Origin of the sequence: Enterococcus durans NBRC 100479 = LMG 10746 (assembly GCF_001544215.1) — a bacterium.
Lineage (GTDB): Bacteria > Bacillota > Bacilli > Lactobacillales > Enterococcaceae > Enterococcus_B > Enterococcus_B durans.
Genome location: NZ_BCQB01000001.1, coordinates 120134 through 141062 on the forward strand (window position 1 = coordinate 120134; position 20929 = coordinate 141062).

Sequence of the window (20929 nt, forward strand, 5' to 3'; positions counted from 1 at the left end):
TTGCTACTTTTTAGTTGATCGTTCGTAGCACCAATTGTTCTGCTACTGCTTGAAAGCTGACATTGCTTCTCAGTTTTTGTTCTGCAAATAATATACGCTCGATCGTCTGATTGATTTTTTTTACTTGCATGATTTTGTCTTTCTCTAAGGCTTGCTTTAATGCCTCTTGATAATAAAATAGTAAGATCGATAAAGCCGTAAACTGCTGTGATTTTTCTTTAAATAACTTTATCAGCTTTTTTTGCACATAGATGAATGCTTGTGTATCATTGCTTTGCATGTACACAAACCACTGCTGAATCGAATCCTTAGCATCATTAAACCATTCATTCTGCGATATTTCAACTGCTTTTGTGAAACTGTTGGTTAAGAATGCCAAAAGTTTTGCTTTTTCCACAGGTATCCCTGCTTCTTGCAGTTTGTAGATCAATACCTCTTTAGACAATTCTTGAAAATGGAGGATTTGGCACCTTGATTGGATAGTTGGTAAGATTCTCCCGACTGAATCTGTTTCGAGGATCGCCAAAAATTCTCCTGGTGGTTCTTCTAGAAATTTCAATAAACTATTGGCTGCACTGCTATTCATCTTTTCAGCTTCTTTGACAAGAAAAACTTTCTTGCGTGACTCATAACCACTTCGACTAAATTCTGTTTGCAACCGTCTGATTTGATCCACTTTGATGGTTTGACCTTCTGGTTCGATCGTTAACACATCAGGATGTTCCTGATTTTGGATTCGCTGGCAGTTATTACATGTGCCACAAGGAAGTCCGTTTTTCATCTCTGTACAAAAAAGATGTTGTGCTAACCAAATCCCCATCTCGTGTTTTCCCGTACCTTTTTCTCCTTCAAAAAGATAAGCATGAGCGAGTCGCCCATGCCCAAAGCTACGTTGAAGCTGTTGATACACGATAGGTTGCATTTGATCTAGAGTAAATTCTTGATCCATAGCTCCTCCTAAAATTGGTGAAATCCTTCAACTGGTAATACAAAGACAGTTGCTCCGCCTACTTCAACTTCTACTGGATAAGGAACGCCACCATCCATAGAGATGTCTAAAGTGACTGGGGTCGACACAAACTGTTTTCTGGATTCGCAAGTTTTTTTGATGATCTCTAACGCATCTTCCACACGGTCATCTTCGATCCCTACGATGAATGTACTATTTCCTGCTTTCAAAAAACCACCTGTTGAAGATAGTTTTGTCGCACGAATATTGGCATCGATCAGTTCATTTGATAAACGGTTGCTATCTTTGTCTTGAATAATAGCTAAAATGATTTTCATATACAGTCACCTTCCTAATTTTCAAAAAATTGTGGATATTGTTCAATAATCGCTCTATAACTAGTTTGCAAAACATCTTCAAAACTCTTTCTTGCATCGATCTTATGGATGCGTTCAGGATTTTCCTCTGCCAACTTCAAATATGCATGACGCACACGTTGATGAAATTCAAGCCCTTCAGAATCTAAGCGATCGATCTGATTGTGACGATGTTCTTCAATGCGACGCAACCCAGTGTCTGAATCAACATCAAGATAAAGGGTAAAATCTGGTGTCGTACCTTCTGTAGCAAACTCATTCAGTCGAGCAATCTCAGAAATACCGATCCGTCTACCAGCCCCTTGATAGGCTAGTGAGCTGTCCACAAAGCGATCGCATAAGACGATATATCCTTTCGATAGCGCTGGTAGGACTTTTTCGACTAGATGTTGTCTTCTAGCTGCTGCGTAAAGCAATGCTTCTGTCCGCTCATCCATTCGATCGTTTTTTGGATCGAGAATCACTGAGCGGATCTCTTCCGCAATCGGGATACCTCCTGGCTCTCTTGTTTGAATGATCGTTGTTTTTGCTACTTTTTTCAAAAGAGGGAATAGTTCGTTTAAAACACTTGTTTTACCTGCACCATCTGGCCCCTCGATCGTGATAAATAGTCCGTTCACATTTTTGCCCCCATCTCGTGTTCCTTCTCTATTGTAGCTGAAAAATTTAGTTTATAACAATTTATAACTCGCGTCTGCCTTCGACAGCTTTCAAAAGCGTTACTTCATCGGCATATTCAATATCTGAACCAACGGACAAGCCATGTGCTAGACGTGTCACTTTGATGCCAGCTGGTTTGATCAATCGGGAAAGATACATCGCCGTTGCCTCACCTTCTGTCGTAGCATTTGTCGCAATGATCACTTCTTGGACCTGTGCATCATGTAGTCGTTCAAGAAGCGAAGAAATATTGATGTCTTCTGGTCCAGTTCCTTCCATTGGGGAAAGCACGCCATGTAGCACGTGGTAAAGACCATGATATTCACGCATTTTTTCTAGAGCCATGACATCCTTAGGCTCTTCTACCACCAAAATGACTCCTCGATCTCGTGAAGGGTCTTTACAGATCTCACATGGATCTTCTTCGGTGATATTTCCACAAATACTACAAAAATGAAGATCACGTTTTACACTTAGCAAAGATTTGGCAAATTCGTTGACCACTTCATCCTTCATATCGATCGTATAAAAAGCTAATCTCGTTGCTGTTTTTTGACCGATACCTGGAAGTCTCATATAACTGTCGATCAACTTTGCGATTGGTTCTGGATATTGCATCGTTCATTACCCCTTTAGGAAAAATTAGAAGGGTAGGCCCTTTGTGTATTTTCCCATTGTTTTTTCAGTTTCTACGTCGATTTTTGCAAGTGCATCATTCACTGCCATGATCACTAAATCTTGTAACATTTCTGTATCTTCCGGATCAACGACACCTTCGTTGATTTGTAGATCTTTCATGCGGCGGTTACCAGTAAAAACGACTTTGACTAAATCATTCGTAGCTGCTCCAGTAAATTCTGTTTCATTCAATTTATCCTGTGCCTGTACCATTTCTTTTTGCATTTTTTGTACTTGTTTCATCATACCTTGCATGTTGCCCATTCCGCGCATCATAATATCATTCTCCTTTAGTTCATTTACTTGCTATTCATTCTATAATCACTTGTTAATCATCGACGATAGTCACAATGTCAGATCCAAATATCTCTTCTGCTTTTGTAACGATCGTTTCTTCTTGCGGTTCATTTTGAGGAATCAATTCGATTTCTTGTGCTTCATCTTCTGGCGCAAATGAATCTTCTGTGCCACTGTCTTTCGCTTGGATCAAATAATCTTTACGGATCAGAGGCCAGCTTTCTCGGGTGATATAAACTGGCTCTGGTACATAATCTTGAATCATCCGACTAAGGTTGTTATGGATCGAAAGCTTTAGTTCTTCATCATTCGCTGCTCGTTGACAGACGATCTCATAGTCAAAAGCAATCACTAAGCCATTGGGACTAGCCGCAACAGGTTCACTTGCTTTTAGCATCGCTCGTTGAGTCACAGATAGGCTCATTAGCAGATCGTCCCAGACTTCTTTGACATTATTCAAATGTTTTCTTGTTGCTTCTTTTAATACTTTATAAACACGTTCAGTTGGTACGCGATACGTACTTGCTTGCTTTTTCTGAACAGGTGCGTGCGTTTGCTTGGCAGGTGCTTGATTGGCACCTCCATTGGTCTTGATAGCACTGATTTCTTTTTTTAGTTCACTGATTTCTTTTTGCAACTGCTTCACAAGCTGATCATCTACTCCTCTTTCTTGGCTTGTACCATTGCTAGGAGCCTGTGCTAATTTGACTGTCGCTACTTCTAAATAGATCGTTGCACTGTTCGTAAAACGAATCTCATTTTGTGTGTCACTCAATATGCGGATCATTTGGAATAAGCGATCAGCTGTGACTTCTTTAGATAGTGCCACAAAAGGCTCTCTGATAGATGTCGTTTGTTCTGCTAAAAGGTTCGGTGCTTGTTGGAACATCAATAGATCCCGACAGTATTGTAAAAGATCCTCTAAGAAACGGCGAGATTCCTTCCCGGCTGCCAAAATATTGGTCAGCGCCTCTAATGCCTTAGGAACATCTTTATTCACACACGCGCTTAGATACTCATCCATCATCTCATTTGTCAGACTTCCGGTCACCTGCATCGCATCATCCAAAGTAACGGTCCCATCACTGAATGAGATTGCTTGATCCATGATACTCAAAGCATCACGCATCCCGCCTTCTGCAGCTCTTGCAATCACGCCCAGTGCTGGTTCTTCATACATGATATTTGATTGGTCTAAAATAAATTTCAGATGTTCAATGATATCTGCTGCGGTGATCCGCTTGAAATCAAATCGTTGTGTTCTTGAAATGATTGTTGCAGGAATCTTGTGCGGTTCAGTGGTTGCTAAAATAAAAATAACATTTTCTTTTGGTTCTTCTAATGTTTTAAGTAAGGCATTGAATGCTCCGGTAGAAAGCATATGGACTTCGTCTATGATATAGATTTTGTACGCTGCTTTAGTAGGTGCATAATTGGCTCGATCTCGGATAAAGCGGATTTCTTCTACCCCATTGTTGCTTGCTGCATCGATTTCAATGACATCTTCTTGCGTTCCTGCAGTGATTGATTGACACATTTCACATTGGTTGCAGGGTTCACCATCTTTACTATTTGGGCAGTTGATTGCTTTTGCAAAAATTTTAGCTGCACTCGTTTTACCAGTTCCCCGTGGTCCTGTAAACAGATAAGCATGAGAAGTTTTGTGGGAAACGATAGCATTCTTCAAGGTCTGGGTAACTGCTTTTTGTCCAACGATATCGTCAAAACGTTGGGAACGCCAGACGCGATAAAGTGCTTGATATGCCATGAGGATCCCCCTTTTTTTAAAAATTCACTATCTTTTATTATACGTGATTTTAGAAAAAAAAACTACTATAGTTCTCGTATAGTTTCTGCTTTTTTTATCGTTGCTCGTTCATTAACTACTTCCACATAAGAGTGCTTTTTCCCTATAAATTCTTCCGTTCGAAGTCTCATTCTACATCTTTCGACCGAGCGCTTTTCATTTCCCCTATGGTATAATGAAATCATCAATCTATTACAAAAACACTTTCATTAGGGAGGAATTTTTTATGGGTCTTATCAAAGCAGCAACAAGCATGATCGGCGGCGGATTAGCAGATCAGTGGGTCGAGGTCATTGAACCTGATGATATGAGCGACACCACCGTCATGACAAAGGGCGTAAAAGTACGAAAAGATGACAAACGTGGGTCAAACCGAAAAGGCACAGAAGATGTTCTGACAGATGGTTCAGTGGTCCATGTCTATCCAAATATGATGATGCTTCTCGTAGATGGTGGAAAAATCATCGATTATACTGCTGAAGAAGGCTACTATACGATCAAAAATGATTCTGCTCCCTCAATGTTCAATGGTTCATTGAAAAGCGCGATTGCAGAAACTTTCGACCGTTTCAAATTTGGCGGTGTCACACCTCAGAAACAACAGGTTTTCTATATCAATCTGCAAGAAATAAAAGGAATCAAGTTTGGGACAAGTTCACCACTCAATTACTTTGATAATTTTTATAACGCTGAATTGTTTTTACGTGCGCATGGTACGTATTCGATCCATATCACTGATCCGATCTTATTCTATACCAATGCTATCCCTAAAAACAAAACACAAGTGGATATCTCGGATATCAACGAACAGTATTTAGCAGAATTTTTAACCGCTTTACAATCTGCAATCAACCAAATGTCTGCAGATGGTCAACGTATCTCTTACGTTCCTTCTAAAAGTCTAGAATTAAGTAAATATATGGGAAATGTCTTAGATGACTCATGGAACGAACTACGTGGAATGGAAATCGTTTCTGTTGCGGTCGCAAGCATTTCTTATACAGATGACTCTGTCAAATTGATCAATATGAGAAACGAAGGCGCTATGTTAGGCGATCCTAGCGTCCGAGAAGGTTACGTCCAAGGATCAATCGCTCGTGGAATGGAAGCTGCTGGTAAAAATGATGCTGGTGCTATGACTGGTTTTATGGGCATGGGTATGGGCATGAATGCAAATGGCACGTACCTTTCACAAGCTGCACAAAATAATCAAGAACAGATCAACCAACAACAAGCAGAAAAACAAAATCAACAAGCAGCTCAAGGCAACGAAAACACTTGGACTTGTCCTGTCTGCAGCACAGAAAATACAGGTAAATTCTGCTCGAACTGTGGTACAGCAAAACCTGTCGCAAACGTCCAACCGAAATTACAAATGAAATGTAGTGAATGTCATGAAATCGTGGATCTTTCAAATGGTATCCCTAAGTTTTGTCCAAATTGCGGAAAACCATTCAAAGGTATCCCACTTGATTAAGTATTAGAAAGGTGTGGCGCGGATGGATGTTCTTACGCATAAATGTCCCAACTGTGGTGGTCCCTTAACATTTGACCCCAATGATCAAAAATTCCATTGTGATTACTGTCTAAATATCTATACGGAAGAAGAAGTTAGTCAATACGAACAAGAACAAAAAGAAGCTCGCGGTGCCCAAACGCAGCAAACTTCTGCTGAGGAAAACGGAGCCGATCAATTTACCTTTACTGCCGAAGAACAACTAGATCAGATGGACGATGCAGAGAAAAAAGCATTCGCAGAAGCTGGTGGACTATCTGATTCTGCAGATGATGCAACACCAAATGGAACGATGGAAAATGAGGATAATGAGGCAACAATGGAATTGTTTCTTTGTCCAAGCTGTGGTGCAGAAATCGTGACAGATGCAACGACTGCAGCAACTTATTGCTATTATTGTCATAATCCGGTCGTTTTGTCCGGACGACTGAGTGGTAAATTTTTACCGAATAAAGTTCTACCCTTTGCTGTAGAAAAAGAAGAAGCCATCACTAAATTCTTAGCATGGACAAAGAAAAAATGGTTTGTTCCCAAAGCGTTTTTTAACAAAGACCAAATAGATAAATTAACAGGAGTCTACTTTCCTTATTGGGCAACTGATGCTACCGTAGATGGTTCTCTGCAAGCAAATGGAACTGTTATCCGTATCTGGCGTGTCGGTGATATCGAATATACGGAAACCAAACAGTTTGCTGTACACAGAGAAGGTTCTCTCTCTTTTAAAGAGTTGGTAAAAAATGCCTTATCAAAAAATACCCAACAAAAAATGGTAGAAACTGTTCAACCATTTCCTTTAGAGAAAGCCATCGACTTTAAAAGTCAGTATTTGGCTGGCTTCCAAGCTGAAAAACGTGATATTGACTATCAAGCAATCAAATCGCAAGTCCAATCTGAGCTTCAAGACTATTCAGAAAAACTGCTACGAGATACTGCAAGTGGCTATACGACACTAACGAACGTCCATGCCTCTGCGGATATCACAAGCGAGAAAAATGAGTATGTTCTTCTCCCCGTATGGCTAGTTACCTACCGTAGCAGCGATAGCAATAAAAAAGTTTACTACTATGCGATGAATGGACAAACAGGTAAAGTCAGTGGTGTTTTACCCATCAGTCACAAAAAACTCGGTCTGACAGCCTTTGGAATCTTTGCCGTCTTAGCAATCCTCTTTATGATTGGAGGGTACCTAATATGAGCAAAAAAATCCTCCTATTTTTCTTGACGGCTATCGGCTTGTTCTGGACCTCTTCTGTTCAAGCTGCCACACCGCCGATCAACGATGAAGCTGGCCTGTTCACTCAAGAACAGATCCAATCCTTGGAAAAACAGGTTCAGCCTCTAAATGAAAAAATCAAGGGGCAAGTCTTAATTGTGACGACAACTTCGAATTCCGAAGAACCACGTGATTTTGCTGATGATTATCTAAGAAATGCAGTTGGCAACGACAATAACGGCTCCGTCTTATTACTAGATATGGGTCAACGTGAAATCTATATCTCTACTTCAGGGAATATGATCGACTATCTAGATGATAATCGAATTGATGCGATTCTTGACGACGTCTACGATCAAATGTCAAATGACGCATATTACGAAGCGGCGCAAGCTTATCTGACAAAGGCAAGTGAATATGTCGCAGATGGCGTACCAGGCGGTCATTATCGCGTGGATGAAGAAACAGGTAAAATCACTCGCTATAAAGTCCTAACACCTGTTGAAATAGTAATTTCGATTGTCCTTGCTTTGGTTTTAAGCTTAGTCTTCTACTTTGTGACAGTTTCAAGGTATCAGTTGAAATCTGGTACGTATAAATACCCGTTCCGTGAAAAATCAACAATAAAATTAACGGACAAAACGGATCGCTTAACGAACTCATTCGTCACTACCCGCCGTATCCCAAAAAGTCCCCCACCTGGCAGTGGCGGAGGCGGAAGCACCACCCATTCAAGTGGTGGCGGCACCTTTGGCGGAGGCGGTCGAAGCTTCTAACAGTGATCATCTTTTCAACGAAACTATTCTATCGTAGAATCATAACCACCCATTCGCACGGGTGGTTTTTTCTACGACTGAATACCTCTTTTACCGGTCTAATCCTGAAAGGTTGACTGAATCGGTCCTCTTTGGTGCTGTATTTACTCACTGTTTCTCAAAGAATCTCTAAGCGCTTTTGCCGTTTTTTTCTCTTGTAAATGGATCAAACTCTTCAAATTCTGTAAGCTGATCTACTACCTATCTTTTCTTAATTGATTACGAATCATACAAAAAAACTGAGTCAGAATTTTGTTCATTCTGTCCCAGATTTCATTTTATACAAGTCTTCAATCCTTATTGACAAAGAGCCAATCAAATCCGTTTCATCAATGCTTTATTTGCTTTAAGTCGGGACTGGTGATACTGTTCTGGTGCTAAATGGACAAGTTCTTTAATCAAAGCATCGATCACATACAGTTGATTGATTGCTGCGGTAAAAGAACCGGCATCAGATGAATATTCCTTTGCCGAAGCAATCAGAGCCACTTGACTGATTTGAGCGACTGTTGAGCCCATGTAATTGGTGATTGCAATCGCCTGACAGCCCTGGGATTGTGCTAACTCGATATTCGCAATTACTTCAGGGGTGTTTCCAGAGGTACTGATTGCAAAACATACTTCACCAGGTATCATATATGCTGCATTGATACTTTGGAGCTGCCCATCTTGAATGAATTCTACATGTTTCCCCAAACGTTTCAACCGATTTGCTAATTCCGCACCAACCAAGCCAGAACTCCCCACTGCAAAAATCACAATCCGATTCGTGTTATGAATCAGGCGAGCAGCCCCAGTTAAGTCAGCTTTTTGGATAAATTCTCGGGTTTCTTGCAAACTTTGTTGATACTGATCATAAATTAAATCGGCATCTGTTTTCTCCTCAGCATCACTTGCTCGGACAATTGCAGCTTGACTCTTAGCTAACTCTAATTTCAGATCTTGATAACCGGAGAAACCAATCTTTCTAGAAAAGCGAATAATCGTACTCTCCCCAACCCCAGCCATCAACGAAAGTTCATTGATGGATAATTTAGGAATTTCATCTGGACTACTTAAAATAAGTTGTGCCACTTTTTTTTCAGATTTACTCAAAGACGGAAAATAACTGCTGATTGTAGGCAGTAAATCCATACCATCCCCTCCTATCGTTTCTTCCATTATAGATTTGATAGCGCTAAAAGAAAAGGACCGAGTGTAGTGCCATGCTGAAATTTGATTTGAAAACAAACCGAATACAGCAACTAAAATAAACGAGGATTCCAAAGAAATACCCGAATAATCTAGATATTACTCTGTAGTCCAAGTGATCAGAAATCACAACTCTACTACTTTTGAGCGTTTTAGTCTAAATTTATTCGGGTCCTATTAGATTATTTTTTAGTTCTATTCTTTTTCTTAAAGAAGGATTGATTAACTTTTTTCTCGATTGGTTAGATAAACAAAGGGTAGGTAGATAACAACTCCTAAAGCTAACAAAATAACTTGTAAAACTGAAGCCTTCCAATCGCCATTAGTAGCTAAGTACCCAGAAAGGATTGGTGGTGTCGTCCATGGTATCAAAGCTGACGTTTTCGCGATTAAGCCGACACTCGTTGCTACATAAGCAATAGTCGTTGTTATCATTGGCACCACAATCAAAGGAACTGCTAGCAACGGATTGAAGACAACGGGCAGACCAAACATCAAAGGTTCACTGACATTAAATGCTGATGGAATCAAACCAACTTTTGTGATAGAACGGTAATCTTCTCGTTTTGAAGCAATTAAGATCGCAATCACCAAACAGAAAAGCATTCCGCCGCCACCCATCCAACCAAAACAGTCTAGGAATGGTTTGGTGACGATGTTCGGTAATTCGGTTCCTTTTTTCAACGCATCCATATTTTGTTGGATTGCTGTCAGCATAACGGGTTCCCCGATCGAACCTAAAATGAATGTCCCATGTAAACCAAATGCCCACAAAAGGTTACTCAAAAATACATAGATCAATACGCCGCCTAAAGATTGGAAAGAAGCCAGTAACGGTGCTTGGAAGAAGCGTTCAATCAAAGCGGGAATATCCGTATGCAACAACCAAACCACCAACACTTCAACCAATCCAATAATCGTCGTTACCAAAAATGCTGGAATCAGAACATTGAAGGAACGAGCGATAGAAGGAGGAACACTTTCATGCATTTTGATCTTCAACTTATCATTTTTAGAGAATTTATTCAGTAAGGTCACTGAAATCAAAGTGGCAATAATTGCTAAAAACATTCCGGTCGCACTAGTTTGAGTTTGGGTCAAGACTGCTCCAGCCGTTACGCTGTTGCCTTTGATATCCACTAGTGTCGTTTGAGCCGGTAAGACTAGTACAAAAGACACAATCCCCATAACCCCACCAAACAAACCATCTTCACCGTAGCTCTGAGATAATTTATAACCAATCGTACATGCGATCAAGATTCCCATGATTCCTAACGTTGCATTATAGACTTGACTACCTAAATCCATCCAACGAGCAGCCCCAGCAACATTTTTCAAAAGACCATTCTGAGGACTTAAGATCAGATTGTTGATCAGTACCCAAAATGAAGCGATAATCGTCAATGAAATCAAAGCAACAAAACCATCCCGAATTGCTGTAATATGTCGCTGACTTGAAAATTTGTTGGCAAATATTAACAATTTATTTAAAAGTGCATTGTCTTGCATTTATTCTTCCTCCTCTAAAGTAATTTGGCAATTAATCTCAAACATCCGTTTCCACGGAAATTCCAATTTTTTAAAGTGGAAAGTCCCTCCTTTGAAGCTATTTGATAAATAAGATTGGGCTAACACTGAAAGTGAATTTTTACAAGCCTTCATAACTTCCTGTTCTTTGCCTACGATGTCAAAATAGTTTTTCCCTAATCGAGGGAGCAAATCATCCGTCAAATTGCGACAAACGCTAGCTTGATAAAAGGCATCTTCAAATAGATTGCTGACCAAATTATCCAACCGCTGTGCTTCATTAGGATTTTGTAAGGCAAAAGTCATTGCTGCTAACGCACTACCTAAAGAATTACAATTGGTATTCCATGCTTTGTAACACAGCAACTGATCCAAAATTCCTTGTTTGTCCAGCATTGCGATCAATTCCAAGTCTCCACCATTAGCAAAGGCACTGTCACAGATGGCAACTTTGCGTCCTGCTGCCAAATCGAGTTTGATTTCTCTAACAAAGGTCAACAGATGGCGATATGAATCATAAGTCACATCCTTTTTCGTTAATTGATCCCACGACTCTTGCATGATTTTTCCTGGTGTATTATAGGCTAAAATCAAATCAGCTGTTTCCCGATCTGACCATAGCTGCATCCCAGCTGCCATAACATGGGCCTTCAAGCTTTCGTTAATGATTCGATCCTCATAAAGCGGTACTAATTGGGGCCCAAAAGTCGAAGCAAAATGAACATAGACTTTCGGTGTCAATTGATGGTAAACATTGTATGCACGAGCCAATAATGTAAAGCCTACTTCATCAGCTCCTGGATAAACCATGATCTGATCTTTAAGATTTTTTTCCGCAATTGCTCCGTAAATTTTTTGTTGGTCAATCGCTGTATAACCATAAGGAGCAGAATCATCTTGGGGAATCGCCAGAAAATCGATTACTCCCGCTTCCACTAACCGAATATTAGTCAAATCCACCTCGGCATTGAAAATCCGTCGCTTTTCATAATCAACAAGATATTCAGCTGGAATCTTTTGTTTTAGAAGTGTCATTTCATCGGTTTCTTCTTCAGTTAAACCTTCCCGCACTGCTTTATCTTGCAACCAACCATGGCGAAAAATCGCCGCGCCATATGTTTCGTAATAGTCTGGCTCTTCATCGCTGCTGTCATACTTAGGAGTGCGCATGATCAAATTGGATAGATACAGTTTTAGCTGAGGATTTTCATTTTTCAACTGCCGAATCTTTTGTTCGTAGGCGCTGATTTGAGGTGCCTCGAAATGATGCAACCGTGATGGTAATAAGCCACCGTATAAAAGCATTTCAGTGGAGATTACAGCATAGTCTACTTCTTTAGCTGCTTTAGCAATAAAGTCGGCGATTGCTTTCGTATTCCCTGGTGTTTTTTTATAACCCATCAATTCTTTTGGTAAAACCATCAGTTCAATATCTCGTGCAACCATCGCAGTGTTGACAGGGTAATCAATATTACAAGGTCGTTCATCTAATGGTACATATAAAATTTTGACCATCTCAGTTAGCTCCTTTAGTTTGTTGAAAAATATCTTTGACAATCTCCCCGACATTTGAACGATAGAACATCGCTTTTGCTCGAATCTCTGCTGTAGCTTCCTGTACGGCATAAGAATTTGGTGTCAGAGGGAACATAGACGTATCACTTTCCGCATCTCCAGCGACATAAACCTGATCTTTTCCTAGACCTAACCATTCAATAACACGTTGCACAGCGGCTCCCTTTGAAACTTTGTTTGAAAAAACTTCCAAAGAAGACGGACTCGTCATAACGATATTGACTTTATCTTTTCCTAATGTTTCCTCAATTTTTTGGTGGATCACTTCAAATTCCTTTTTTGTGCCAAAAGTCAGATAAATCGTCGGTTGTTTTTCCTTTTCTGCTACAAAAGTTGGTAGGTCTTCAATTACGATAGAAGAATCCACAAATTCAGCTACATTTTCGGGATCCCGTGGACTAGGAAAGAGACGGTTTGTTAGATTAGAAACCTCCGTCCGCAATCCTTGACTAAAAATCACTTCATTCAACGCTTTGATATAATCTAAAGGAATCGTTGCGCTGGCGACTAATTGATTTTTTTTATCGTAGATCACAGCACCATTTTGACTGATCCGATACTCACTTTTAACACCAAGTTTCTCTTCAATAAATTGAATATCTGTATCCATACGTCCTGTACAAACAACAAAATGTCCACCAGCTGAGCAGAATTCTTTGATCAAAGTTAAACTTTTTTCATCAATCTGACCTTGTGCATCCAGTAATGTACCATCTAGATCACACACTAATAATTTGTTTTTCAAACTCGTATTCATGCTTGTGTTCCTTTCTGCGCCGCTGCTACATAACGTTGAGTGATCAATTGCGGCCGAGTGATAATTGATCCCACCACAACGGCAAAAGCACCTAATCTAAAAGCTTCGGTCACTTGCGCCGGTTCATTAGTGTGACCTTCCATGATCACTGGCACAGTCACATTAGCAACGATTTTTTTTAATAGAGCAAAATCAGGGCTCTCAGTTTTATGGGAATAAGGCGTATAACCTGCTAAAGTAGTTGAAACGATATCAAAACCATTTTTCTCAGCGACAATTGCTTCTTCCAATGTTGAACAATCTGCCATTGCCAAACGACCAGCTTCATGAATCTGTTTTACTAAGTCTGTTACATTTTCTTGCTGTGGTCGTACTTGTTTCGTGCCGTCCAAAGCAATAATTTCAGCGTCAGTCGCTAATAGTTCGCTGACTTCTTTTTTCGTTGCAGTAATATAAACTGCTGAATCAGGGTAATCCCGCTTGATAATACCGATTACCGGCAATTGAACGGTCTGCTTAATTTCGTCAATATCCACAACTGAATTAGCCCGGATACCGACCGCTCCACCTATTTGCGCTGCTAACGCCATACGTCCCATGATAAAAGGACTATGAAGTGGTTCATCTTCCAATGCTTGACAAGAAACTACTACGCCGCCTTTGATTTTTGCTAAAACTTCGTTCATTTTTCTGCCTCCAGGAATTAAATTCCATTTATAATTTATTTTATGGTGTAATACTACACCATAAAATAAAAAATGTAAACAGTTCCATTGCAAAAAATATTTATTCACTGATGATTCTCTCATCGGTGCCTATCATCAAGTAAGTTTAGTTGAGAATAAACTGTCGAACTTGCAATTCGAACGCCATTCGGTTCATTTCGGAATCAACATCCAACATAAGAATTTACAATCTGCATCAGAAGGCTCAAAATCTGTTGAGTGGCAACACTGATTCTCCTTAAAAAAAAAGAGGTATTCGAGACCGAACAGCAACTTGACTTTACCTGAAATTCGAGAGAGTATTCGCACTAGAATATGGAACTTCTGCTTCAAACCCCTGATTCTCACGTAATTCAATGATCATGCCTTCTGGTACCACTATTTATCAGAGATCGTGTTTCCCTCTGATAAATGATTTTACCGGTTTTTTGATGGAAATTTCTTCTGACAGTTCCCTTTCAGCAATAAATCTCGCCAAATTTTCTACCTATAAACCAAAGTGAACAATGTCAGTAAAATTGACACGTGATTGGACAAAGGATACTTTTTTCGTATGTAATTTCAGATAAAAATTTCAAATTACAGCTGTGGATGAAGAAATAGGTAAAATCACTCACTATAAAGTCCTAACACCTGTAGAAATAGTGATTTCGATTGCCCTTACTTTGATTTTAAGTTTGGTCTTCTACTTTGTGACAGGTTCAAGGTATCAGTTTAAACCTGGTACGGATAAATACCTATTCCGTGAAAAATCGACAATAAATTAACGGACAAAACAGATCGCTTAACTCATTTGTCACTACCCGCCGTATCCCAAAAAGTCCCCTACCTGGCAGCGGCGGGAGTGGACGAAGCTTCTAATAGATCCAAAAATAGAAACAAACAGCCAATATTATTATTAAAAAAAGGATAAAAACAAAATAAAAGTTTTTATAACATAAGTAAATAACACAAAAATCAACCATTGATATCCTAAAATTATAAAATAAAATAATAATGTGAGTACATTACTATGATATAAAGTTTATAATTAAAAACATAAAAAGAAAGAGGTGGAAAAATGAAAAATATTGTTTCAAGATTTTTATTCCTAATGGTTTTATTAATTAGTGTATTTTTTTCGCTAACTAATAAAACCATTGTATTTGCAACGACACAATCAAATGGATCGACTGGAAACTATTCATTTGTCGTGACTTCTGATCCACAATTTCCATGGACTGACAAGACTGATAACGGAATTTCAGAATCTGAAAGTGAGAAAAAAAGTCGTTCTTTGCAGTTGATAAGGAATCAGTATAATAGTATTAACAATTATACGAATTCTACTAGAAATACAAGGATGACTATCATAAACGGAGATATTACCGCCTATGGTCACAGTGACGAATGGACTACTATGAAACAAGAGATGCAACGTCTAAATACTCGGGTTACTTTTGGATTAGGCAACCACGATATTGAGAATAATTTTGGTGGGACTTGGATGAATCAAGCTTGGGAGCGCTCCTATAAAAATATGTACGATACTCTTGGGTCGGTACCTAATATCCTAGGGTCCCATGCATGGCGAGAAGACTATTTTTTAACAACTAAGTTTGCTGGAAGTTTAAGCTACTCTTTTCGCTTAGGAAATTTTCGAGTGATTCAAGCGCAAAATTATCCGACCATGAATCTACATACATCCGGCTTACTTAAATATTCATTAACTGGTGGTGTAAACTGGATTCAAAATCAATTAGAACAAGCGCATAGGAATAATGAGCCTGTCCTTCTTAACGTACATAAACCCGATTCTTGGTCCAATAACATTCCGGGTTATTTTAGACAAATGATGGAAAAGTATTATGATAATGGTACACTTAAAGCCGTTTTTGTAGGGCATCATCACAAAAATTTAGGCAAACACGCAAGTACAACTAATTTTGGAAAAGTTCCTATTTATTTTTCAGGAAGCGCTTCACAACAAACTTACTTAATTAATGAAGTTCGAAATAATGCATTATTTATTTATTCTGTTCAACAAAATAACTGGTCAAACAAAAAATTAGTAGACATTATTTCTATTGATAAAAAATCGACTCCAGAATACAATGGAGCAGTTGTCACACTCCAAAGCATAATTGATCCTGCTGTTGTAGTCGATTGGAGCCAAGATGTTAATGCTCCTTCTGCGATTATCACTTACCGAGCAAAATGGGTAAACAACCAACGTTGGATAATGGAAAAAGTGGATAACACCCAAAATACTTATATATTTAAAAGCGTTCAAAATCCGCTTATTCGTTTAGCAGAGTCTACACAAACAGCCAACAGTAATGCTCTTACAGAGGCAAGCACAGTAACCAATACTCGGTCGCATTGGGAGCTAATACTTGTAGATTCTCATCCAAATGGGTTGGTTGTTACTTTAAGAAATAGACTTAGTCAAAAATTCTTGGATATCCCCAATGCAGAACTTACAGCTGGAACTAGATTGATTACGTACCGGCATAAAAATGTAACCAATCAGAAATTTATTCTAAATATTCAATAACAATAGGGCAAAAAAACGAGTTGCCGAGAAAGACGTGTTTAACTCCGATAAATAAGGAAATAAGCCGGGATTCACAAAAATCACTTTTCAAATTTTTGTGAATCCCGGCTTATTTTTCAGAGGAGTTGCTTCTTCTTACTTCACGAAGCGTAAGACGTCCGTCAAAAACTTATTCTTTTCTTTCTAAAAAATAATATTGTCTTCTAATAAGTCCATGTTTGTAATGATGATTCGGTGGTCTTTTACTTTGATAATCCCGCTTTTTTTCAGCTGCTTTAAAATACGGCTAACGCTACTTGCTGTTGAGATTCCGCAGAACTTTGCGATTTCCTCATTTGTAATGATAAAATCAATCACCAAGCCTTCCTCAGTTCGAACGCCAAATAGGTCATACAATTCATATAATTGTGTACAAACCGCCCCTAACTTTCCATTCAATAACATTTGTTGCATTTTTTTCATTGAATAGAGTAAGCGATAACGATAGTATTCTTTGACGTAATGTTGCATCTTAGGATCATCGTTGATTTGCTCCCAAAACTTTACACGATTGATTCGATAAAATTCTGCATATTCTGATTCTACTCGAATATTATAAGGAGAATCAATAAACTGAGAATATTCATCTTTGATCAGTGAGACGATCTCAAGATCTTTTATGTATCTCAGATTGAATTCTCTTCCGTCATTTGAAATGACACTCGCCTTCACCGTTCCTTCTTTCAGTATATAAGTGTAGCAATCTTCCACACCTTCAAACGTCAGATACTTATGATATCTTTTTCGTACAATTGGAAAATTATTTCTTTCCAAATATTCCTTCAGCACTCTACTGTCCAATGATGCTCCCCCATCCAAACTTTCCTATAAAAAAGATAATACAAGATTTCTGTACTTTTTAAAGTTCAAAAGTATTTTACTAATGATATTAACATTTGTTAAGTACTATTTTATACTACGAACGCGATTTTTTTCTTTTTTTTGTTTCGGTATACTGCGAATGTAAAACTTTTTAAGAATAGAGGGAAAAAAATGAACTATTGGATGAAAACAATCATTAATCGACTTGAGACAGCTTATCAGACAAGGTTTGATATGAAAGCATCATTAGTCTTCTTAAATGATGCGTATCAAAACTCTATTGAGTTGGTCAAAGCCGTGGATGAACAACCATCAAACGAGTTAGAAGAATTTCTTGATTTATTTATGACAACTCGTGATTTATTTATTCGTCAATTGGTAGATCGTTATCCATCAAACTATCATGACGTCGAAGTACAAATTGAAAAATTAAAAGCATATTCAGATTAAGGGGACCTTACAGAGCACATGGAAAAGAAATTATTCAATAAATATTTTATCGGAATCACACTTATCAACTTCATTGTCTATTTGATCTACTATTTACTTATGGTCATCATCGCAGTCATTGCGCAAGATGATCTACATGCTACCATGAGCCAGGCAGGTTTTGCATCTGGGATTTATATTATTGGTACACTGTTGGCCCGTTTATTTATGGGAAAACAATTGGAACTTTTCGGTCGTAAGTTCACATTACGTGGTGGTGCGATCTTTTATTTCCTTTCAACTTTAGCTTATCTTTACACACCTTCAATCGGTGTCTTGTATCTTGTTCGTTTTTTAAATGGTTTTGGTTATGGAACAGTTTCAACTGCAACAAATGCGATCGTAACTGCCTATATTCCTGAAGCTAAAAAAGGTGAAGGAATCAACTATTACGGTTTAAGTACAAGTTTAGCCGCTGCGATTGGACCATTTTTAGGAATGATCTTACTTAACCTAACAGATTTCCACTTTATCATTTGGTTCTCTATTGTACTTGTTTTCCTTGTAACGATTGCATGTATGTTTTTCCCAGTGAAAAATATCGTATTATCTGATGAACAAAGAACTTCACTACGTTCTTGGAACATCAACGGCTTTATCGAAAAGAAAGCTTTATTCATTACGGGTATCGCATTCTTGATGGGTCTTTCTTATTCAAGTGTTTTATCTTTCTTGTCTTCTTATACTAAAGTCATTCATTTGGTTTCCGCTGGTTCATTTTTCTTCGTAGTATATGCTTTAGTCATTACCTTTACTCGTCCATTAACTGGACGCATCTTTGATGCAAAAGGCGAACAATACGTTATGTATCCTAGCTACCTATTTTTAACAGCTGGCTTGTTCTTATTAAGTGTAACAACGAATAGCGTTACTTTACTACTTTCTGGTGCACTAGTTGGTCTAGGCTATGGAACATTCATGTCAAATGGTCAAGCAGTTTGCTTAAAGATCGTGAAGGAACACCGAATCAGTATTGCTCTTTCAACCTACTTTATCGGATTAGATCTAGGTCTTGGTGTTGGCCCTTATTTGATGGGTATATTGAAATCACTCACTTCATTTAGAGGATTATATGTTGTTTCAGGTATTATCCCATTGATTTGTACTGTTCTTTATTTAGGATATAATCATAAAAAGAATCATCAAGTAAAAATTGAAATGAATTAAATTCAGTATTTTATAAAAAATGATCGTTGCATCGCGCAACGATTTCACAAATAAGCCAGATGTCCCACAAAAATATCTTTCATATTTTTGCGATCATCTGGCTATTTTTCTTATAAACTGGAGGTTATCATTCTTCTTATCCTCAATTTACCGCTCGAAAATTAAATACTTCCAATCATCCATGCCAGAAATCAAGTTCCACCCTTGTTTACCATATTCGTTCAGTTTAACAATATATCTATCTAACTTGACATGAACATCAAATGATGGATCTACACTTAAATTTACAGTCATATATTCCTATCCTTACATTCCCAATCTCCTTTCAATTTCAAATTTACCAACGCTTCATATTCTTTTCAAACTTATTAACATATGCAGACTTTAATTCATCAGATGAGATATCATAACATAATAAAATATCATTGTAATACATCAATATATCTGCTAATTCTTCAATCAAATCTTTTCTCAAATCCTCATCTTGACTAGCTTTTAATCCGCTATGTTTTTTTACAATATCAATTACTTCGCCAATTTCTCCAACCATCCAAAGCAATTTATTTTGCCCTACTTCAGCAGAAATACCTTCCCATTTGTCTTTGTATTTTTCTTGTAGTATTTTTTGCATCTCTTTCATTTCATTAATCGTAAATTCACTCATATAAATATCTCCCTACAAATTCCGAGTTGTCCTTACCTGTACTATATCATGCTGTTATAAGCATTGTCTTTTCTTTTCTGCTTTTGAAACGCTACTTCTCAGCCTATATATTTTGTAAATGGTGCTATTCAGCATTGCTTACGCAACAAGCCCTTGATAAACCATAGACTAATAGGTTGTAACATAATCAAGCAGAAAAAACAGTCTACTATTTCATAGCATTGAAAGAGATACTCTTTTTCAAGTGTCATTCTTTTATAACTTTGTATAACTTCCTGATAACTATTATACAAAAAATCATGCGATTCTTTTGACTCTATACAGATTGTTACCTTTTCTTTATTTCGTTAAACCATATGCTTCAAACTCATAGAGGCGAACTGCCGAGTCGGCTCCTTGCGTTGGTTGATTAACTGTTAATCGAATGAATCGCGCAGAAGCTGCTGCAAACGTATTGATTGTATTGCCATCGCTGTTACTTGCCGTACGAGAAACTTCATGGAAATTTGTTCCGTCTTTACTCAGCTCAAGGGTATACGCTCTCGTGTTCATACTTGGACTTTCTCCACCAGCTGCGGCATGTGCCATCCGTATTTCACTTACTGTTTTTAATGATCCTAGATCAACTGTCAGCACATAAGGCGCACTACCTGTTGCACACCATTTTGTTCCTAGATCTCCATCTACAGCGAACTTTGGTGCTTCCGCTTCATTTACATAAGAAGAAGCTTCTGCTTTAGCATCTTTAGAGAGTAAGGCCAAACCATTTTGTGCTTCATTGGTAACAGTTACGATTCCTTTCATTCTATTAGTGGTTTCACCTGCCTCATTGATGGCAGTCAACTGTACATCATAAACTCCTTCTTTAGAATAAGTCACCACAGGATTTTGGTCTTGACTTGATTCGATCGATGCCCCTTCAAATGACCATTGGACACTTTGAGTATTTGCCGAAGAAGTATTTGTAAACTCGATCTCTTCACCTGGTGCTATTATCGTTTTAGATACAGAAAAAGAAGCCTTAGGTGGTTGCATCTGTGGCCATTCAAATGTGACGATCTGTGATGGCTGTCCTTGTTTGCCATAAAGGTCGACAGGTACGATTTCGATTCCCGTTATTGATTT

At 38.3% G+C, this 20929-nt stretch carries 20 protein-coding genes and 1 pseudogene; 7 read left to right on the forward strand and 14 right to left on the reverse strand.

Going from position 1 to position 20929, the window contains the following annotated elements:
* Positions 1 to 10: 10 nt before the first annotated feature.
* The 6 genes from holB to dnaX all read right to left on the reverse strand — a co-directional run bounded on the left by holB (position 11) and on the right by dnaX (position 4729).
* Entirely contained in the window at positions 11 to 949 is a 939-nt protein-coding gene (holB, locus tag ED2_RS00615) for a DNA polymerase III subunit delta' (protein WP_005878279.1), read from the reverse strand.
* 8 nt (positions 950 to 957) lie between these two features.
* On the reverse strand, positions 958 to 1287 hold the full coding sequence (gene darA / locus ED2_RS00620; protein WP_005878277.1) for a cyclic di-AMP receptor DarA: 330 nt from the start codon (positions 1285 to 1287) through the stop codon (positions 958 to 960).
* A gap of 14 nt (positions 1288 to 1301) precedes the next feature.
* On the reverse strand, positions 1302 to 1946 hold the full coding sequence (gene tmk / locus ED2_RS00625; protein ID WP_005878275.1) for a dTMP kinase: 645 nt from the start codon (positions 1944 to 1946) through the stop codon (positions 1302 to 1304).
* Positions 1947 to 2007: 61 nt separating this feature from the next.
* Positions 2008 to 2604 carry a recombination mediator RecR gene (gene recR, locus ED2_RS00630; protein ID WP_005878273.1) on the reverse strand — a complete coding sequence of 199 codons (597 nt, stop codon included), beginning with the start codon at positions 2602 to 2604 and terminating at the stop codon, positions 2008 to 2010.
* 24 nt (positions 2605 to 2628) lie between these two features.
* Complete coding sequence (locus ED2_RS00635) at positions 2629 to 2940, reverse strand: YbaB/EbfC family nucleoid-associated protein (RefSeq protein WP_016177351.1); 312 nt, start codon at positions 2938 to 2940, stop codon at positions 2629 to 2631.
* Between the two features lie 52 nt (positions 2941 to 2992).
* Positions 2993 to 4729, reverse strand: a complete 1737-nt coding sequence (dnaX, locus tag ED2_RS00640; RefSeq protein WP_016177350.1) for a DNA polymerase III subunit gamma/tau — start codon at positions 4727 to 4729, stop codon at positions 2993 to 2995.
* A gap of 265 nt (positions 4730 to 4994) precedes the next feature.
* Here dnaX and ED2_RS00645 point away from each other — a divergent pair, with 265 nt between their 5' ends.
* Genes ED2_RS00645 through ED2_RS00655 form a run of 3 tightly spaced genes read left to right on the forward strand, consistent with a single transcriptional unit; the run spans position 4995 to position 8273 of the window.
* Complete coding sequence (locus ED2_RS00645; protein WP_005878267.1) at positions 4995 to 6245, forward strand: SPFH domain-containing protein; 1251 nt, start codon at positions 4995 to 4997, stop codon at positions 6243 to 6245.
* Between the two features lie 22 nt (positions 6246 to 6267).
* Complete coding sequence (locus ED2_RS00650; RefSeq protein ID WP_005878265.1) at positions 6268 to 7479, forward strand: TFIIB-type zinc ribbon-containing protein; 1212 nt, start codon at positions 6268 to 6270, stop codon at positions 7477 to 7479.
* The gene (locus ED2_RS00655; protein WP_005878263.1) at positions 7476 to 8273 is read left to right on the forward strand and encodes a TPM domain-containing protein; all 798 of its coding nucleotides are present in this window, start codon (positions 7476 to 7478) and stop codon (positions 8271 to 8273) included. The genes ED2_RS00650 and ED2_RS00655 overlap by 4 nt, the downstream gene beginning before the upstream one ends.
* A gap of 354 nt (positions 8274 to 8627) precedes the next feature.
* Here ED2_RS00655 and ED2_RS00660 read toward each other — a convergent pair whose 3' ends face one another.
* The 5 genes from ED2_RS00660 to ED2_RS00680 form a co-directional block, all read right to left on the reverse strand.
* Positions 8628 to 9446, reverse strand: a complete 819-nt coding sequence (locus ED2_RS00660) for a MurR/RpiR family transcriptional regulator (RefSeq protein WP_005878261.1) — start codon at positions 9444 to 9446, stop codon at positions 8628 to 8630.
* Between the two features lie 279 nt (positions 9447 to 9725).
* Positions 9726 to 11012 carry a PTS sugar transporter subunit IIC gene (locus ED2_RS00665; protein ID WP_016177349.1) on the reverse strand — a complete coding sequence of 429 codons (1287 nt, stop codon included), beginning with the start codon at positions 11010 to 11012 and terminating at the stop codon, positions 9726 to 9728.
* Complete coding sequence (locus ED2_RS00670; protein ID WP_016177348.1) at positions 11013 to 12545, reverse strand: DUF4127 family protein; 1533 nt, start codon at positions 12543 to 12545, stop codon at positions 11013 to 11015.
* Position 12546: 1 nt separating this feature from the next.
* Positions 12547 to 13362: a Cof-type HAD-IIB family hydrolase gene (locus ED2_RS00675; protein ID WP_016177347.1), complete on the reverse strand. Its 816-nt coding sequence runs from the start codon at positions 13360 to 13362 to the stop codon at positions 12547 to 12549.
* On the reverse strand, positions 13359 to 14048 hold the full coding sequence (locus tag ED2_RS00680) for an N-acetylmannosamine-6-phosphate 2-epimerase (RefSeq protein ID WP_005878253.1): 690 nt from the start codon (positions 14046 to 14048) through the stop codon (positions 13359 to 13361). Before ED2_RS00680 ends, ED2_RS00675 begins: the two co-directional genes overlap by 4 nt.
* 626 nt (positions 14049 to 14674) lie before the next feature.
* Between ED2_RS00680 and ED2_RS15300 the strand changes: the two are divergent.
* A pseudogene (locus ED2_RS15300) lies at positions 14675 to 14948 on the forward strand (TPM domain-containing protein); the annotation flags it as partial.
* A gap of 199 nt (positions 14949 to 15147) precedes the next feature.
* The gene (locus ED2_RS00685) at positions 15148 to 16623 is read left to right on the forward strand and encodes a metallophosphoesterase (protein ID WP_016177346.1); all 1476 of its coding nucleotides are present in this window, start codon (positions 15148 to 15150) and stop codon (positions 16621 to 16623) included.
* A gap of 183 nt (positions 16624 to 16806) precedes the next feature.
* On the opposite strand, the gene ED2_RS00690 is transcribed toward ED2_RS00685, so the two are convergent.
* Positions 16807 to 17463, reverse strand: coding sequence for a Crp/Fnr family transcriptional regulator (locus ED2_RS00690; RefSeq protein ID WP_005878251.1), 657 nt, complete (start codon positions 17461 to 17463; stop codon positions 16807 to 16809).
* 192 nt (positions 17464 to 17655) lie between these two features.
* On the opposite strand from ED2_RS00690, the gene ED2_RS00695 reads away from it, so the two are divergent.
* The gene (locus ED2_RS00695; RefSeq protein ID WP_005878249.1) at positions 17656 to 17934 is read left to right on the forward strand and encodes a hypothetical protein; all 279 of its coding nucleotides are present in this window, start codon (positions 17656 to 17658) and stop codon (positions 17932 to 17934) included.
* Between the two features lie 18 nt (positions 17935 to 17952).
* Positions 17953 to 19140, forward strand: a complete 1188-nt coding sequence (locus tag ED2_RS00700) for an MFS transporter (RefSeq protein ID WP_016177345.1) — start codon at positions 17953 to 17955, stop codon at positions 19138 to 19140.
* 337 nt (positions 19141 to 19477) lie between these two features.
* On the opposite strand, the gene ED2_RS00705 is transcribed toward ED2_RS00700, so the two are convergent.
* Together ED2_RS00705 and ED2_RS00710 are read right to left on the reverse strand one after the other, a co-directional pair.
* Positions 19478 to 19804: a MazG nucleotide pyrophosphohydrolase domain-containing protein gene (locus tag ED2_RS00705; protein ID WP_016177343.1), complete on the reverse strand. Its 327-nt coding sequence runs from the start codon at positions 19802 to 19804 to the stop codon at positions 19478 to 19480.
* 339 nt (positions 19805 to 20143) lie between these two features.
* Positions 20144 to 20929, reverse strand: a 786-nt coding sequence (locus ED2_RS00710; protein WP_255209463.1) for a discoidin domain-containing protein, incomplete at its 5' end; no start/stop codon positions are given.

Coding starts and splice junctions, on each gene's coding strand:
- ED2_RS00645 (WP_005878267.1), top strand. CDS start 4,995: ATGGGTCTTATCAAAGCAGCAACAAGCATGATCGGCGGCGGATTAGCA.
- ED2_RS00700 (WP_016177345.1), top strand. CDS start 17,953: ATGGAAAAGAAATTATTCAATAAATATTTTATCGGAATCACACTTATC.
- ED2_RS00665 (WP_016177349.1), bottom strand. CDS start 11,012: ATGCAAGACAATGCACTTTTAAATAAATTGTTAATATTTGCCAACAAA.
- ED2_RS00670 (WP_016177348.1), bottom strand. CDS start 12,545: ATGGTCAAAATTTTATATGTACCATTAGATGAACGACCTTGTAATATT.
- ED2_RS00660 (WP_005878261.1), bottom strand. CDS start 9,446: ATGGATTTACTGCCTACAATCAGCAGTTATTTTCCGTCTTTGAGTAAA.
- ED2_RS00705 (WP_016177343.1), bottom strand. CDS start 19,804: ATGAGTGAATTTACGATTAATGAAATGAAAGAGATGCAAAAAATACTA.
- holB (WP_005878279.1), bottom strand. CDS start 949: ATGGATCAAGAATTTACTCTAGATCAAATGCAACCTATCGTGTATCAA.
- ED2_RS00655 (WP_005878263.1), top strand. CDS start 7,476: ATGAGCAAAAAAATCCTCCTATTTTTCTTGACGGCTATCGGCTTGTTC.
- ED2_RS00675 (WP_016177347.1), bottom strand. CDS start 13,362: ATGAATACGAGTTTGAAAAACAAATTATTAGTGTGTGATCTAGATGGT.
- dnaX (WP_016177350.1), bottom strand. CDS start 4,729: ATGGCATATCAAGCACTTTATCGCGTCTGGCGTTCCCAACGTTTTGAC.
- ED2_RS00695 (WP_005878249.1), top strand. CDS start 17,656: ATGAACTATTGGATGAAAACAATCATTAATCGACTTGAGACAGCTTAT.
- recR (WP_005878273.1), bottom strand. CDS start 2,604: ATGCAATATCCAGAACCAATCGCAAAGTTGATCGACAGTTATATGAGA.
- ED2_RS00650 (WP_005878265.1), top strand. CDS start 6,268: ATGGATGTTCTTACGCATAAATGTCCCAACTGTGGTGGTCCCTTAACA.
- ED2_RS00635 (WP_016177351.1), bottom strand. CDS start 2,940: ATGATGCGCGGAATGGGCAACATGCAAGGTATGATGAAACAAGTACAA.
- ED2_RS00685 (WP_016177346.1), top strand. CDS start 15,148: ATGAAAAATATTGTTTCAAGATTTTTATTCCTAATGGTTTTATTAATT.
- ED2_RS00680 (WP_005878253.1), bottom strand. CDS start 14,048: ATGAACGAAGTTTTAGCAAAAATCAAAGGCGGCGTAGTAGTTTCTTGT.
- darA (WP_005878277.1), bottom strand. CDS start 1,287: ATGAAAATCATTTTAGCTATTATTCAAGACAAAGATAGCAACCGTTTA.